This window comes from Acidovorax sp. Root219, assembly GCF_001428665.1.
Classification (GTDB): Bacteria; Pseudomonadota; Gammaproteobacteria; order Burkholderiales; family Burkholderiaceae_C; genus Acidovorax.
This window is the reverse complement of the sequence record NZ_LMIJ01000030.1, coordinates 247,444-261,754: the sequence shown is the minus strand read 5'-3', so window position 1 is coordinate 261,754 and position 14,311 is coordinate 247,444. Positions and strand designations below refer to the sequence as shown.

Below are 14,311 nucleotides of genomic sequence, written 5' to 3'. Positions count from 1 at the left end.
TTGCGGGCCTTGCGTTGATTTCGCCAGGCATGGCTTGCGCCGCATGCCCAGTAATTCGTATAATCGAGGGCTTCGCAGCGCTTTTGTGGTCCCGCGGCGAGGAATTACATGCCACCTAAGAGGCTTCCTTCAGAGAAGCACCGACCGTGGAAAAGGACCCGCCAAACCCTCTTTTGAAGAGAAAACTCATGACTACTACTTTCAGCGCCAAGCCCGCTGAGGTCGTGCACGAGTGGTTTGTGATTGACGCGACCGACAAGGTCCTCGGACGAGTAGCCAGCGAAGTTGCTCTCCGTTTGCGCGGCAAACACAAGGCCATTTACACGCCTCACGTCGACACCGGTGACTTCATCGTCATCATCAACGCCGCCCAGCTCAAGGTCACCGGCACCAAGTCCCTGGACAAGGTGTACTACCGCCACTCGGGTTACCCCGGCGGTATCACGGCCACGAACTTCCGCGACATGCAAGCCAAGCACCCTGGCCGTGCGCTGGAAAAGGCTGTCAAGGGCATGCTGCCCAAGGGTCCCCTTGGCTACGCAATGATCAAGAAACTCAAGGTGTATGGCGGTGCAGAGCATCCCCACACCGCCCAGCAGCCCAAGGCTCTGGAAATCTAAGGAGCCTTGAGATGATTGGTGAATGGAACAATGGCACCGGCCGTCGCAAGTCCAGCGTCGCCCGCGTGTTTCTGAAAAAAGGCACTGGCAAGATCACGGTGAACGGCAAGGACATCCAGTCCTATTTCGGCCGCGAAACCTCGATCATGATCGCCAAGCAGCCGCTCGCACTGACCAACCATGTCGAAACCTTCGACATCCAGATCAATGTGCACGGTGGTGGTGAGTCCGGCCAGGCCGGCGCTGCCCGCCACGGCATCACCCGCGCCCTGATCGACTACGACGCGACGCTCAAGCCCGCACTGAGCCAAGCCGGCTTCGTGACGCGCGATGCCCGCGAAGTGGAACGCAAGAAGGTCGGTCTGCACTCTGCACGCCGCGCCAAGCAGTTCTCCAAGCGTTAAGCCTGGTTTGCCCTGCAAAAAAACCGCCTTCGGGCGGTTTTTTCGTTTAAGGTGCGCTCTTCGTTTTCGAGCACCTGTTTCCGACCCCCCCATGCGTTTTCGCCTTCTTCGCCGCCGGCTGACCATCAGCGCCCCTCGGGTGGCCATTCGCAGCGCCATGCCCTGGCCCGTGCGCTGGCTGTTGCTGGCGGTGGTCTTCGGGCTGTGCGCCGCCGTGGCGCTGTGGGCCTTCGAGTTCGGCAAATCCATTGCGGGGCTTGAATCCGGTGCTCGCGAGGAACTGGTGCGGCTGCGCGGCGAAGTGGCGCGGCTGGTGGAAGAGACCCAGCGCCAGCATGCCGTCTCGCAGACGGCCGAGAGCATCCTCACGGCCGACCGGGCTACCTTGCAGACTCTGATGACACAGGTGCGGCAACTCGAGGCCGAGAACCGCACGCTGCGCGAGGACTTGGGCTTCTTTGAGCGCCTCATTCCCGCTGGCGGCACCGAAGGCGTGGCCATCCGCGGCCTGCATGCCGAAATCGTGGGCGGCATGCAGTTGCGCTGGCAGGTGCTGGTGATCCAGGCCGCGCGCAATGCCCCCGAGTTCAATGGCAAGCTGGAGCTGATCCTGGCCGGCACCCAGGACGGCAAGCCCTGGAGCCAGGCCTTCCCCCAGAGCGCGGCCCTGCAACTGCGCCAGTACCGGCGACTGGAGGGCATGTTGACGCTGCCGCCCGATGCCGTGGTAAAAACCGTGACCGCGCGGGTGCTGGATGGCAGCACTGTGCGCACCTCCCAGACCATGGCCCTGGCGGCCGAATAGCCGCCGCCAACCGCCGCCGCGTTGTTGCTGGGTGGGCACAGGATGCCAGGGCCTTGCCTTTCTTTTTGATGCGGATGGACCGCCTGCCGGCGCCTTTGGCGCGTGCGGGCCGCCGTCCCTGACCCAGGAGTTTTGCCCATGTTTTCCCGAAAAAAGCAGCCCCCGATCAAGAGCCTGGTGGCCCACGGCACCCGCATCGACGGCAATGTGCTGTTCGGCGAGGGCATGCGCATCGATGGCGAGGTGGTGGGCGACATCCGCTCGGGCACCGAGCAGCCCAGCATTCTGGTAATTTCAGAGTCGGCCCGGGTCGAAGGCGCGGTGCATGCCGACCATGTGATCGTCAACGGCTCGGTGACCGGGCCGGTGCATGCGGCCGAGCTGCTGGAGCTGCAGCCCAAGGCGCGCATCACCGGCAACGTGCACTACAAGGCGCTGGAGATGCACCAGGGCGCCATGATCACCGGCCAGATGTGCCCCCTGGCCGCAGTGGCCGATGAAAAGCCCCCACTGCAGTTGTCGTCAAAGCCGGCGGCCCCTGAATCCCCGACTGCTTTGCAGTAGTATTGGCTCCAAACCTGAAAATCGGAGTTCCCCCATGAGCGCAGTTGCCGAAAACATCCAGACCGAAATGCCGGCCCCCATCCTGTTCACCGACAGTGCAGCAGCAAAGGTGGCGGACCTGATCGCGGAAGAAGGCAATCCGGACCTCAAGCTGCGCGTTTTCGTGCAGGGTGGCGGCTGCTCGGGCTTCCAGTACGGCTTCACCTTCGACGAAATCACGAACGAAGACGACACCACCATGACCAAGAATGGCGTGTCGCTGCTGATCGACGCCATGAGCTACCAGTACCTGGTGGGTGCCGAGATCGACTACAAGGAAGACTTGCAGGGTGCCCAGTTCGTGATCAAGAACCCCAACGCCACGACCACCTGCGGCTGCGGCTCCAGCTTCTCTGCCTGAGGACGCGGGGCCGTGCCCACGGCACCGCACTTCGCAGCAAGCCGCCTTCGGGCGGCTTTTCATTTGGGGCTCCTGATTCCCTCTTAGTCTGGCACTGCATGCAGCAAGAACAATCCCGCAAAGTCCTCCTGTGGCTGGTGGCCATCGGCTTCTTCATGCAGACGCTGGACGCCACCATCGTCAACACCGCGTTGCCGGCCATGGCGCGCAGCCTGGGCGAAAGCCCGCTGCAGATGCAGTCGGTGGTGGTTGCCTACTCGCTGGCCATGGCCATGCTGATCCCGGCCTCGGGATGGCTGGCCGACCGCTTCGGTTCGCGCCGCGTCTTCCTCTCGGCCATCGTGCTGTTCGTGCTGGGCTCGGTGTGCTGCGCGCTGGCCCAGAGCCTCGCCCAACTGGTGGCGGCGCGCGTGGTGCAAGGCCTGGGCGGGGCGCTGCTGATGCCCGTGGGGCGGCTGGTGGTGCTGCGCACCTTCCCGCGCGAGCAGTTCCTGCAGGCCATGAGCTTCGTGGCTGTTCCGGGCCTGATCGGTCCGCTGATCGGCCCCACGCTGGGCGGCTGGCTGGTGGAGGCCGCCTCGTGGCACTGGATCTTCCTGATCAACGTACCCGTGGGGCTGGTGGGGTGCATCGCCACGCTGCGCTTCATGCCGGGCGAGCCCGTGACCTTCGTGCCCCGGTTCGACCTGGCGGGCTACCTGATGCTGGCTTTCGGCATGGTGTCGCTTTCCTTGGCGCTGGATGGCCTGGCCAGCATGGGCCTGCGCCAGGCCAGCGTGCTGGTGCTGATGGTCTTTGGCCTGGCCAGCCTGGTGGCCTACTGGCTGCATGCGGCGCGGCGGGCCGATCCCCTGTTCTCGCCGCAGCTGTTTTCGGTCGACACCCTGCGCATCGGCCTGCTGGGCAATCTGTTCTCTCGCCTGGGCAGTTCCTGCATGCCCTTCCTGATCCCGCTGCTGCTGCAGGTCACCATGGGCTACTCACCCATGCAGGCCGGCATGATGATGCTGCCGGTGGCGATTGCCGGCATGTCGATGAAGCGCTTCACCACGCCGCTGATCACCCGCTTTGGCTACCGGCAGGTGCTGGTGGGCAATACCCTGCTCGTGGGGGTGACCATGGCCAGCTTCGGGCTGGCCACGCCCACCCAGCCGCTGTGGATGCACGTGCTGCAACTGGCCGCCTTTGGCGCGGTGAACTCCCTGCAGTTCACGGCCATGAACACGGTGACCCTCAAGGACCTGGACCATGCCAATGCGAGCAGCGGCAACAGCCTGTTGTCCATGGTGCAGATGGTGGCCATGGGCATGGGCGTGGCAGCGGCGGGCGCGGTGCTGGCAGCCTTCACGGCCTTTTTCCAGCCCTCTGCTGCGGGCCACACGCTCTGGGCTTTTCAGGCGACGTTTGCCTGCATGGGGTTGATCACGGTGGCTTCGGCCGGCATCTTCTGGCAATTGTCGCCAGAGGATCGGGCCAGCAGCAAGGCTGCGACCACGGCCGACGCGGCAGACCATGGCTGACCCACCAGCGCTCACGCCGGGTAGATGGCGCCCAGCACGCGGCCCCCGGCGGCGCCGGTGACGCTGGGCAGGTTGCCCGGCTGGCCCCTCACCGCCTGGCGCGCCAGCCAGGCAAAGGCAGCGGCTTCCACCTGCAGCGCGGGCAGGCCCAGCGCATCGGTGGCGACGATCTGCAGGGCAGGGCAGGCGGCCTGCAGTCGGGCCATCAGGTGGTCATTGAGCGCGCCGCCGCCGCATACCGCCAGGGTTGAGGCGCCCGCGCCATGGCGCCGGGCATCTTCGGCGCAGGCAAGCGCCGTGAACTCCGTGAGCGTGGCCTGCACGTCCTGCGGGGTGGCGCTGCGAAAGGCATGCAGGCGGTTGGCGAGCCAGCCGGGATTGAAAAGGTCGCGCCCCGTGCTCTTGGGTGGCACTTTGTGCAGAAAGGGTTCCTGCCGCAGCAGGACCAGCAACTCGGGCAGCACCTGACCGCTGGCGGCCCAGGCGCCGCTGGCGTCAAATGCCTGGCCTGTGTGCAGCTGGCACCAGTGATCCATCAGCGCATTGCCGGGGCCGCAGTCGAAGCCCAGCACCTGGCCATCGGCGCCCAGCACGCTCAGGTTGGAGATGCCCCCGATGTTGAGCACCAGCATGGTTTCGCCGTTGCGCCCGAAGACACCCTGGTGAAATGCGGGCACCAGAGGTGCGCCTTGCCCGCCTGCAGCCAGGTCGCGGCTGCGAAAGTCGGCCACCACGGCAATGCCCGTGCGTTCGGCCAGCAAGGAGGGGTTGCCCAGTTGCAGCGTGTAGCCCGTGCCGTCGAACTCCTGCGGGCGGTGGCGCACGGTCTGGCCGTGGGCTCCGATGGCACGGATGGCACTGGGTGCCAGCCCGCTGCGTTCCAGCAGCGTCTTGACCACGCCCGCATAGGCGCGGGCCAGCCCGTTGCCCGCCAGGGCGGCACGGTGCAGCTCATCGCTGCTGGGGGTGTTGAGGGCGAGCAACTCGGCCCTCAGGTCGGGGGTGAAGGGCGCGCTGGCATGGTGGGTGACCACCATGCGGGAGTCGGAGAAATCCGCCAGCACCCCGTCGATGCCGTCGAGCGAGGTGCCCGACATCAGGCCGATGTACAGCTCGGACATGGCCCGGTGGCTTGTTGGCGAAGGACGTCAGTCCGCGCTGGCTTGTTCGATCGACGCAGCTGCAGACAGCTGGATGCGCATGTTGGAAGCCAGGCGCTCAAAGGCAGGGCGGCCAGCGGCCGACACCGGTGCGGCGGCTTCGCTCGCTGCCACGATGGTCTGCGGATCCTGGTGCTGGCCGTTCACGCGGAATTCGAAGTGCAGGTGCGGGCCGGTGGCCCAGCCCGTGGAACCCACGGCGCCCAGGGTCTGGCCCTGTTCCACCGACTGGCCCTGGCGCACGTCGATGCGGCTCAGGTGAGCGTACACGGTGACGTGCTGGTTGCGGTGCTTGACGAAGACCACGTTGCCGAAACCGTTCTGTACGCCGGAGAACTCCACCACGCCGTCACCCACGGTGCGCACGGGCGTGCCCGTGGGGGCCGCGAAATCAGTGCCCAGGTGGGCGCGCCAGGTTTTCAGGATGGGGTGCATGCGCATCTTGAAGCCGCTGGTCACGCGCGAGAACTCCACGGGGGAGGTCAGGTAGGCGCGGCGCATGCTTTCACCGTCCAGCGTGTAGTAGGCACCTTTGGAGGCACCCGATTCCTGGAACCAGATGGCCTGGTGGGTCTTGCTGTTGTTGACGAACTCGGCGCTCAGCACGCGGCCGCTGCTCAGTGGCTCGCCGTCGGCTTCCAGGGTTTCATAGACCACCGAGAAGCGGTCGCCCTTGCGCAGCGAACGGCGAAAGTCGATGTTGCCCGAGAACAGCTCGGCCATCTGCACCGCTACGGCGTCGGGGATGTTGGAGGCGTCGGTCGCGGCGAACAGCGAGCTGTTGATCACGCCGCCCGCCAGGCGGCTGTTGGTCGTGAGCTTGGCGGTCTCGACGCGCGCGCCGAATTTCTCGCCCGTGCGCTCCACGATCAGGCGGCGGAAGTTGCCGCTGTCGTCGGGCACCCAGCGGGCCGTCAGGCGCACCAGGCGGTGGTCGTCGGTGGTTTCGGCCGACACGACGCGGCCGGTGCGGCCCAGCATGTTCTGGCGCACCGTGTTGTCGCCGCGCAGGAAGGCGGCGGCGGCCGGGTCGGCCACGCCCAGGCGCTGCAGCAGCGATTCGGGGGTGTCGCTGCTGCGCACCTGTTCGGAGCGGAACAGCGAGAAACCGGGTGCATCAAGCTGGCCGAGCACCAGGTTCTCGGCCAGTGATTCCACCGGGTAGCTCACCATGCGCACCGGCATGTCCGCCGGGTCGGGTGCGAACGATGCGACTGCAAATGCGCCACCGCCGCCCGTGAGCAGCAATGCTGCAACGGCGGCGGTGATGTGCTTGGGGTGTTGTTGGATGCTATGGGACAGTCGGTCTAGCAAAGCCGCGCTGGCGGTGGTCAAGCCGTGAATCAAAGGTCTATCCCCAGTGTGAGAGTGATCTCCTGGCACTTCCCCGGTGTGAATACGGGGCAAGGCAAGGCGCACAGACTGTCTGTTTGCAGCGATTCGACAGGGTACGAAACGGGTCGAAACAGCGGGCCCATTAGAATCCGCCTCTGCAATGTGGGCTGGAGTATAGCGGTGCGCGCTGTATAGACATCCCAAAAAACCCTTATGAATCAATCTGCTGTTACAACGATGCCGGTTTCCGATGGTGTAGGACGGGCGCTTGAAATCTCGCTGCGCGGCGTGCAGGAACTGCTGCCGCAGGACGAATGGGTCAAGAAGCTGGCGCGCTCGGAGGCCACGGAGACGCCCTTGCGCATCAAGCTGGGCCTGGATCCCACGGCGCCCGACATCCATATCGGCCACACGGTGGTGCTCAACAAGATGCGGCAACTGCAAGATCTGGGCCACCAGGTGATCTTCCTGATAGGAGATTTCACCAGCCTGATCGGCGACCCCTCGGGTCGCAACAGCACCCGCCCGCCGCTCACACCCGAACAGATCAAGGCCAACGCCGAGACCTATTACCGCCAGGCCAGCATGGTGCTGGACCCGGCACGCACCGAGATCCGCTACAACAGCGAGTGGAGCGAGCCCCTGGGCGCCAGCGGCATGATCCAACTGGCCGCCAGGTACACGGTGGCGCGCATGATGGAACGCGACGATTTCCACAAGCGCTTCACCACCGGGCAGTCCATTGCGGTGCATGAGTTCCTGTACCCGCTGATGCAGGGCTACGACTCCGTGGCCTTGAAGAGCGACCTGGAGCTCGGCGGAACGGACCAGAAGTTCAACCTGCTCATGGGCCGCCATCTGCAGCAGGAATATGGCCAGGAGCCGCAGTGTGTGCTCACCATGCCGCTGCTGGTGGGCCTGGACGGCGTGGACAAGATGTCCAAGTCCAAGAACAACTACATCGGCATTGCCGAAGAGCCGAACACCATGTTCGCCAAGGTGCTGTCGATCTCCGACACACTGATGTGGGACTGGTTCACCCTGCTGTCCTTCCAGTCGCTGGCGCAGATCGCCGCGCTCAAGGCCGAGGTGGCGGGCGGGCGCAACCCCAAGGACGCCAAGGTCATGCTGGCCAAGGAGATCACCACGCGCTTTCACAGTGCAGCGGCGGCCGAGGCAGCCGAGCAGGACTTCCACAACCGCAGCAAGGGCGGCGTGCCCGACGAAATTGCCGAACTCAGCCTGTCCGGCGCGCCCATGGGCATCGGCGCGCTGCTCAAGGCCGCCAATCTGGCCCCTTCCAGCAGCGAAGCGGGCCGCCTGATCGATGGTGGCGGCGTGCGCGTGGACGGCAGCGTGGTCAGCGACAAGGGCCTCAAGCTCGAAGCGGGCACCTACGTGGTGCAGGTCGGCAAGCGCAAGTTCGCACGGGTAACCCTGGGCTGATCCCCATCCTGGTCAGGTAAGGCCCCCTGCCGATCCGTCGGCAGGGGGCCTTTTCATTCATGGCGCACTGGCCACGGTGCGCAAGGTGGCCAGCATGGCCAGCGTGTGCGGGTCGGTTTCTGCCGTGCGGTATGCCAGGTAAAGGGTCGATGCCGCGTCCTGCTCTTTGATCGGCTTGTAGTCCACCCCTTCGAGGCCTATGCAGCGGGTGTCCTGCGGAACGATGGCGATGCCCAGGCCGGCGGCGACCAGGCCGATCATGAACGCCGGCTCGCGCGCCTCGCGCACCACGCGGGGGCGAAAGCCGGCCTGGGCGCACAGCTGCATCACCGGCCAGTACAGGCCGATGCCGGCGTCGCGCGGATAGGTGATCAAGGCCTCGTGGCGCAGGTCGGCCATGCCGACGGTGTCCTGCCGGGTGAGCGCGTGGCCTCGGGGAATGGCCGCCACCAGGGGCGCGCGGTACCACTGCTCCAGATGCACGCCGTCCGGTGGGCGCGCGTCGGGTTTGCGCAGGATGCCCACATCCAGTTCGCGCTCGTACAGCGCCGCCAACTGGGCTACGGAGGCCATCTCCTGCAGGTCGATCTCCACATGTCCGTGGCTCTGGCCAAAGCCGCGCAGCGCGCGCGGCAGGCGCTCGGTGAACATGGCCGAGGCCGTGACACCGAGCGCAATGCGCCCGAAGATGCCGGCCGAGGCGCTGCGCGCCGCCTCGGTAGCCTCCTGGGCGGCGGCCAGGATGGCGCGGGCCCGCACCAGCAGCTCCTTGCCAGCCTGGGTCAGGTACACGCGCCGCGTGTCGCGCACGAAGAGTTCGGCACCGATCTCCTCCTCCAGCGCGCGGATCTGGGTGCTCAGCGGGGGCTGGGCCATGTGCAAGCGCAGGGCGGCACGCGTGAAGTTCAACTCTTCGGCAACGGCCACGAAGTAGCGCAGATGGCGCATTTCCATGGGAGGCTCCTGCAGTGGGCAAAGGGAAATTCGGAATTTATACGAAATAGATATTGATTTCTATCTAAAAATAGTATTTCCGGATATTGATCGCCAAACTTAGCATTCCTCCTGCCGTAGCCGCCATGCGATGCGGACACCTATAACAGGAGACAAAGTTGACCCCCCCAAAGCCATCCCTCCGGAGGACGGGCCGTGTTCGTGCGGCCTCCACCACCCCAGCCTTCCTTTTTCTCTCCGGTATCGCGGCCTGCGTGCTGGCCACTGCAGCCCATGCCCAGAGCGGCGTGACCATCTTCGGAACGCTCGACCTCAATGTGACCCACGCCAAGGCCGGTGGCGCCTCGGTGACCTCCATGTCCTCGGGCGGCAACCTCATTCCCAGCCGCCTGGGCTTTCGCGGCACGGAAGACCTGGGCGGCGGCCTGGCCGCCAGTTTCTGGCTCGAAGCCCAGTTGCTGCCCGACTCGGGCGCGCTCGAGGGCTCGGCCCTGTTCCACCGCCGCTCCACCGTGAGCCTGTCCAGCACCGCCTGGGGTGAGGTGCGTCTGGGTCGCGACTATGCGCCCACGTTCTGGAATGTTTCCCAGTTCGCGCCCTTCGGCACGGTGGGCGTCGGCGGCTCTGCCAACATCATCGAGGGCTGGCCCTTCGGCACCGGCGGGGCCCGCACCTTCGTGCGCTCGGCCAACTCGCTCGGTTACCTGCTGCCGCGCAACCTGGGTGGCGTCTATGGCCAGGCCATGGTGGCGGCGGCCGAGGGAGCCGATGGCGCACGGTACACCGGTGCCCGGCTGGGCTATGCCTCCGGTCCGGTGGACGTGGCCGTGGCCTACGGCGAAACTCCGGCCAAGGGGCAGACCAACAAGGTGGCCAACATCGGCGGCTCGTACAACTTCGGCATGGTCAAGCTCATGGGCTACTGGCTGGACCAGCGCGCGCAGGGCACCAAGCACTCGAACTGGCTGCTGGGCGCTACGGTGCCAACGGGGGACGTGGGTACCGTGCGCCTGTCGGTGGCCGAGGCCAAGGCGCGCGGCGCTGCGGTGGCGGGCGACGGTGCGCGCCAGATCGCCGTGGGCTACGTGCATGCGCTGAGCAAGCGCACGGCGCTGTACACGGCGTATTCGCGCATCACCAACCGGGGCAGCGCAGTCTTCATGACCAGCGAGGCCCCCGAGGCGACGCCGGGCTGCAATGCCTCGGGCCTGCAGTTCGGCATCTCGCACAGCTTCTGACGTGGCACAGGAGCTTCACACCATGCACAAGCGCAACGCTCTTCTTGGCATCGCCGCCGCCGCCGCCCTGGCCTGCACGGGTCAGGCCCATGCCCAATCCACGCCGGACTGGCCCAATGGGCCGGTGCGCCTGGTCACCCCCACCCCGGTGGGGGTCGGGTCCGACGCCTTTGCGCGCCTGTATGCCGACCGCCTGTCCAAGCTGCTCTCGGCCGCCGTGGTGGTCGAGAACCGCCCGGGCGCTTCCAGCACGCTGGGCACCGATGCGGTGGCCAAGGCCGCGCCCAACGGGCAGACCTTCCTGTTTTCCACCAGCCTGCCCATCACCACGGTGCCGCACCTGATGGCCAAGCTGCCCTACCACCCCGAGAAGGACCTGGTGCCCGTGGCGGCGCTGTTCCGCGGGGGCTCCTTCGTGGTGGCCAGCCAGTCGTTCACCGGCAAGTCGCTGCGCGAGATGGTGTCCATTGCCAAGCAGAAGCCCGGTAGCCTCAACTACGCCACCTACGGGCCGGCGAGCACGGCCAACCTGGGGATGGAGCTGCTGCAGGATGCGGCAGGCATCGACATGGTGCAGATCGCCTACAAGCAAAGCGCCATGCCCGACCTCATGAGCGGCCAGCTCGACGTGGGCTGGGAGCCGGCCTCGTCGGCCCTACCCAACATCCGCTCGGGCAAGCTGCGCGCGCTGGCCTACACGGGCGACAAGCGCAGCGCCACCCAACCTGACGTGCCCACGCTGTCCGAGCTGTACCCGGGGCTGGAGCTGTTCACCTGGATCGGCATCTGGGCGCCGACAGGAACCTCCCCTGCGGTCATCGAGCGCATGCGCAAGGCGCTGGAGACTGCCTCCAAGGACCCGCAGATCGTCAGCGCCCTGCATGAGACCGGTAACAAGGTGCTGAACCTGACGCCTGCACAGATGCAGGCCAACATCGCGCGCGAGTCGCAGTCGATGGAGCGCCTGATCAAGGCCAAGAAGATCGTCATCAACTGAACGCCAGAGAGAACCCGCACCCATGTCCGCCCACCACCTTCCCCCCCTGACCCCTGTTGCGGGCGCTCCCTGGCTGATCGACCGGCTCACCATGGGCCACCCTGTGGCCGCCTTTGGCGTGCGCGGCGCGCGCACGCCCGAGATCGCCCGACTGGCCAAGGCCAGTGGCCATGAAGTGATCTGGGTGGACCTGGAGCACAGCACCATGCCCATCGACGTGGCCGGGCAGATCTGCGCCTGCGCGCTGGACATCGGCATCATGCCGCTGGTGCGCGTGCCCGAGCGCGAGTACGGCGTGATCGGGCGCCTGCTCGATGCGGGGGCCATGGGCATCATTGCGCCCCGCGTGGAAACGGCTGCGCAGGCGGCGGACATTGTGGCCGCCTGCCGCTTTGCGCCCCACGGCCACCGCTCGGCCATCGGTACGCTGCCCCTGGTGCAGTACCGCCGCATGCCTGCCGACACCCTGTACCGCGCAGCCGACCAGGCCACGCTGGTCAAGGTGCTGGTCGAGAGCCCGCTGGGCATCCGCAATATGGCCGAGATCGCGGCCGTGCCTGGCGTGGGCCTGCTGGCCATCGGCACCAACGACCTCAGCGCCGAGCTGGGCGTGCCTGGCGACTTCCGCGACCCGGCCGTGCGCGCCGCGCACGAAGCCGCACTCGCCGCCTGCCGCGCCGCCGGCAAGCCCCTGGCCATCGGCGGCATCAGCGACGCGGCCTACAGCGCCGAGCTGGTGCGCCTGGGCGCGGCGCCGCTGCTCATGACGGCCATTGACACCGATCTTCTTCTTGCTGCCGCGCAGGCCCGCGCGGCACAGGCTTTTGCAACCCTCTCCTGACTGAATGGTTCCGATTCATGGCTTCCGAGATCCTCGTTCCCACCCCCACCCGCGATGCGGACACCTTGTCGCGCCCCGCCTTTGCCATGCCGGCCGGCGCCTGCGACAGCCATGTGCACGTCTTCGGCCCGGTGGACCGCTACCCGCATGTGGCGCAGCCCCACTACACCCTGCCCGAGGGCCCGGCCCCCATGCTCGAGCGCATGACGCGCGGCCTGGGCCTTGCCCGTTTTGCCATCGTGCAGCCCAGCTTCTACGGCACGGACAACTCCTGCATGCTCGACGCCCTCGATGAGCTGGGCGGTCGCGCGCGCGGCGTGGCCATGGTCGAAGACTCGGTGGACGACGAGACCCTGCAGGCCATGCACCAGCGCGGCGTGCGTGCCCTGCGGCTTGATCTGTTCCTGCGCGCGCAGTGGCCCATCGCACAGATCGTGGACTACATCCAGCGCAGCGCCGAGCGCGTGCGTCCTTTTGGCTGGCACCTGCAGTTCTATACACCGGGCACCGTGGTGCGCGACCTGATCCCGGCGATGCCGGACATCGCCTCTGACTTCGTCATCGACCACATGGGCTACATGCTGGAGAGCGATGGCCTCACGCGCACCGACTTCGACCGCCTGATCGCCGCCGTGGCCGGCGGCAGCGGCTGGATGAAGCTCTCCGGCCCCTACCGCATCGCCAAGGATGGCAATTACGCGCGCCTCTTGCCCTATGCCCAGGCCATCGTGGATGCGCTTCCCGAGCGCACCATCTGGGGCAGCGACTGGCCGCATATTCCCAACGGGCAGATGGACACCGGCGCCCTGCTCAATCTGCTGGGCGAGTGGGTGCCCGACGAAGCACGCCGCAACCGCCTCCTGAGCGACAACCCTGCCCGCCTTTACGATTTCCAGCCATGATGAACCCGTCCTCCGCCATCGCCCTGCGCGAAATCCAGCGCCTGCCCACCAGCGCCGCGCGCGCCGTCGAGCCCTTCACCATCCATGGCGTGCAGTACCTGGCGGTTGCCCAGCTGTCCGAGGACATACCTGGCACCGCCCCCGGAATGGGCGCGGGCGACAGCGACGTTGATCTGTGGGTCTACCGCTGGGAGGCCACGGGCTTCACCGAGTTCCAGCGCCTGCCCGTGCCAGGCGGCGAGGACGCCGAATTCTTCACGCTGGACGGTCGCCACTTCCTGGCCACGGCCAGTCTGCGCAGCGGCCATGGGCCCTACGACATGTCGCCGCCTTCGGTGATCTACGAATTCGTGAACGGCCGTTTCGAGCCCTTCCAGCAGATCGTGGGCACGGCGGCCAAGCAGTGGCACTTCTTTGGCGTGCAGGGGCGGCATTTCCTGGCGCTGGCGCAAGGGGCAGCCGGGCATGGAGCGCCCGTGGACGGGGCGGCGCAGTCCATCCTCTTCGAATGGGATGGCGAGCGCTTCGTACCGTTCCAGACCGTGGAATCGGCCTGGCGCTACAACTGGCTGGCGTTCGAGGTGCAGGGCCGCACGCTGCTGGCGTATGCCGACCACATCGCGCCCTCGCGCCTGCTGGCCTGGAGCGGCACGGCGTTCGAGACGCTGCAGGTGCTCGAAGGCACCAGTGGCCGGGCCTTCTGCCACTTCCATGCGTCGGGTGCCGACTGGCTGGTGTTTGCCAACCTGCTGGGCGAAACCTGGCTGCTGCGCTGGAACGGCGCGCAGTTTGCGGCCTACCAGCACCTGAGCGGGCCGGGCGGGCGCGAGTTCGCGTGGTTGCCCGCCCGGGCCGGTGCCGATGGCGGCCACCTGGTGCAGGTCAACTTCATCCACGGTAGCCGCGAGGCCCCGATCCCCGAGTTGCAGTCGGTCATCTACCGCTGGCAGGGCGATGGGCTGGCGCCCGTGCATTCGTTCGATACCTCGGGCGGAACCGATGCGGCGGCCTTCACGGTGGGCGGTGTTCCGTACCTGGCCGTGGCCAACAGCCTGAGCGGCTCGCTGCACTTTCGCACCGACAGCCGCATCTACCAAATTCTGCATACGTGACAGCAGGTTCACC

The 14,311-nt window shown here is 66.6% G+C and carries 15 protein-coding genes; 12 read left to right on the top strand and 3 right to left on the bottom strand.

What is annotated here, in order from left to right:
• Positions 1-188 precede the first annotated feature (188 nt).
• The 6 genes from rplM (at position 189) to mdtD (ending at position 4,313) form a co-directional block, all read left to right on the top strand.
• Positions 189-620, top strand: a complete 432-nt coding sequence (rplM, locus tag ASE28_RS26470; RefSeq protein ID WP_056414298.1) for a 50S ribosomal protein L13 — start codon at positions 189-191, stop codon at positions 618-620.
• A gap of 11 nt (positions 621-631) precedes the next feature.
• Positions 632-1,024 carry a 30S ribosomal protein S9 gene (gene rpsI, locus ASE28_RS26465; protein WP_007856955.1) on the top strand — a complete coding sequence of 131 codons (393 nt, stop codon included), beginning with the start codon at positions 632-634 and terminating at the stop codon, positions 1,022-1,024.
• A 91-nt stretch (positions 1,025-1,115) separates the two neighbouring features.
• The gene (locus tag ASE28_RS26460) at positions 1,116-1,829 is read left to right on the top strand and encodes a DUF6776 family protein (protein ID WP_057201590.1); all 714 of its coding nucleotides are present in this window, start codon (positions 1,116-1,118) and stop codon (positions 1,827-1,829) included.
• A 138-nt stretch (positions 1,830-1,967) separates the two neighbouring features.
• Positions 1,968-2,393, top strand: a complete 426-nt coding sequence (locus ASE28_RS26455) for a polymer-forming cytoskeletal protein (protein ID WP_057201591.1) — start codon at positions 1,968-1,970, stop codon at positions 2,391-2,393.
• Between the two features lie 34 nt (positions 2,394-2,427).
• Entirely contained in the window at positions 2,428-2,793 is a 366-nt protein-coding gene (gene erpA / locus ASE28_RS26450; protein WP_008907234.1) for an iron-sulfur cluster insertion protein ErpA, read from the top strand.
• Positions 2,794-2,891: 98 nt separating this feature from the next.
• Positions 2,892-4,313: a multidrug transporter subunit MdtD gene (gene mdtD, locus ASE28_RS26445; protein ID WP_057269130.1), complete on the top strand. Its 1,422-nt coding sequence runs from the start codon at positions 2,892-2,894 to the stop codon at positions 4,311-4,313.
• Positions 4,314-4,324: 11 nt separating this feature from the next.
• Here mdtD and ASE28_RS26440 read toward each other — a convergent pair whose 3' ends face one another.
• Positions 4,325-5,434, bottom strand: a complete 1,110-nt coding sequence (locus tag ASE28_RS26440; protein WP_057269129.1) for an anhydro-N-acetylmuramic acid kinase — start codon at positions 5,432-5,434, stop codon at positions 4,325-4,327.
• A 27-nt stretch (positions 5,435-5,461) separates the two neighbouring features.
• A complete protein-coding gene (locus tag ASE28_RS26435) occupies positions 5,462-6,820 on the bottom strand; it encodes a M23 family metallopeptidase (protein WP_057201594.1) in 1,359 nt (452 codons plus the stop codon).
• 201 nt (positions 6,821-7,021) lie between these two features.
• Here ASE28_RS26435 and tyrS point away from each other — a divergent pair, with 201 nt between their 5' ends.
• A complete protein-coding gene (gene tyrS, locus ASE28_RS26430) occupies positions 7,022-8,254 on the top strand; it encodes a tyrosine--tRNA ligase (protein ID WP_057269128.1) in 1,233 nt (410 codons plus the stop codon).
• 57 nt (positions 8,255-8,311) lie between these two features.
• On the opposite strand, the gene ASE28_RS26425 is transcribed toward tyrS, so the two are convergent.
• Positions 8,312-9,208, bottom strand: coding sequence for a LysR substrate-binding domain-containing protein (locus tag ASE28_RS26425; protein WP_057269127.1), 897 nt, complete (start codon positions 9,206-9,208; stop codon positions 8,312-8,314).
• 254 nt (positions 9,209-9,462) lie between these two features.
• Here ASE28_RS26425 and ASE28_RS26420 point away from each other — a divergent pair, with 254 nt between their 5' ends.
• The 5 genes from ASE28_RS26420 to ASE28_RS26400 are packed head-to-tail and all read left to right on the top strand — an operon-like array spanning position 9,463 to position 14,298.
• Positions 9,463-10,446: a porin gene (locus tag ASE28_RS26420; RefSeq protein WP_235516223.1), complete on the top strand. Its 984-nt coding sequence runs from the start codon at positions 9,463-9,465 to the stop codon at positions 10,444-10,446.
• A gap of 22 nt (positions 10,447-10,468) precedes the next feature.
• Complete coding sequence (locus tag ASE28_RS26415; protein ID WP_057269126.1) at positions 10,469-11,443, top strand: tripartite tricarboxylate transporter substrate binding protein; 975 nt, start codon at positions 10,469-10,471, stop codon at positions 11,441-11,443.
• A gap of 22 nt (positions 11,444-11,465) precedes the next feature.
• Complete coding sequence (locus ASE28_RS26410; RefSeq protein WP_057269125.1) at positions 11,466-12,284, top strand: aldolase/citrate lyase family protein; 819 nt, start codon at positions 11,466-11,468, stop codon at positions 12,282-12,284.
• A gap of 17 nt (positions 12,285-12,301) precedes the next feature.
• Entirely contained in the window at positions 12,302-13,186 is an 885-nt protein-coding gene (locus ASE28_RS26405) for an amidohydrolase family protein (RefSeq protein ID WP_057201600.1), read from the top strand.
• Positions 13,183-14,298 (top strand): hypothetical protein, encoded by a 1,116-nt coding sequence (locus ASE28_RS26400; protein ID WP_082608264.1) that lies wholly within the window; start codon positions 13,183-13,185, stop codon positions 14,296-14,298. Before ASE28_RS26405 ends, ASE28_RS26400 begins: the two co-directional genes overlap by 4 nt.
• Positions 14,299-14,311 lie beyond the last annotated feature (13 nt).

Excerpts from the sequence above, each read along its gene's own strand:
- rplM (WP_056414298.1), top strand. The coding sequence starts at position 189 with ATGACTACTACTTTCAGCGCCAAGCCCGCTGAGGTCGTGCACGAGTGG.
- rpsI (WP_007856955.1), top strand. The coding sequence starts at position 632 with ATGATTGGTGAATGGAACAATGGCACCGGCCGTCGCAAGTCCAGCGTC.
- ASE28_RS26460 (WP_057201590.1), top strand. The coding sequence starts at position 1,116 with ATGCGTTTTCGCCTTCTTCGCCGCCGGCTGACCATCAGCGCCCCTCGG.
- ASE28_RS26455 (WP_057201591.1), top strand. The coding sequence starts at position 1,968 with ATGTTTTCCCGAAAAAAGCAGCCCCCGATCAAGAGCCTGGTGGCCCAC.
- erpA (WP_008907234.1), top strand. The coding sequence starts at position 2,428 with ATGAGCGCAGTTGCCGAAAACATCCAGACCGAAATGCCGGCCCCCATC.
- mdtD (WP_057269130.1), top strand. The coding sequence starts at position 2,892 with ATGCAGCAAGAACAATCCCGCAAAGTCCTCCTGTGGCTGGTGGCCATC.
- ASE28_RS26440 (WP_057269129.1), bottom strand. The coding sequence starts at position 5,434 with ATGTCCGAGCTGTACATCGGCCTGATGTCGGGCACCTCGCTCGACGGC.
- tyrS (WP_057269128.1), top strand. The coding sequence starts at position 7,022 with ATGAATCAATCTGCTGTTACAACGATGCCGGTTTCCGATGGTGTAGGA.
- ASE28_RS26425 (WP_057269127.1), bottom strand. The coding sequence starts at position 9,208 with ATGGAAATGCGCCATCTGCGCTACTTCGTGGCCGTTGCCGAAGAGTTG.
- ASE28_RS26415 (WP_057269126.1), top strand. The coding sequence starts at position 10,469 with ATGCACAAGCGCAACGCTCTTCTTGGCATCGCCGCCGCCGCCGCCCTG.
- ASE28_RS26410 (WP_057269125.1), top strand. The coding sequence starts at position 11,466 with ATGTCCGCCCACCACCTTCCCCCCCTGACCCCTGTTGCGGGCGCTCCC.
- ASE28_RS26405 (WP_057201600.1), top strand. The coding sequence starts at position 12,302 with ATGGCTTCCGAGATCCTCGTTCCCACCCCCACCCGCGATGCGGACACC.
- ASE28_RS26400 (WP_082608264.1), top strand. The coding sequence starts at position 13,183 with ATGATGAACCCGTCCTCCGCCATCGCCCTGCGCGAAATCCAGCGCCTG.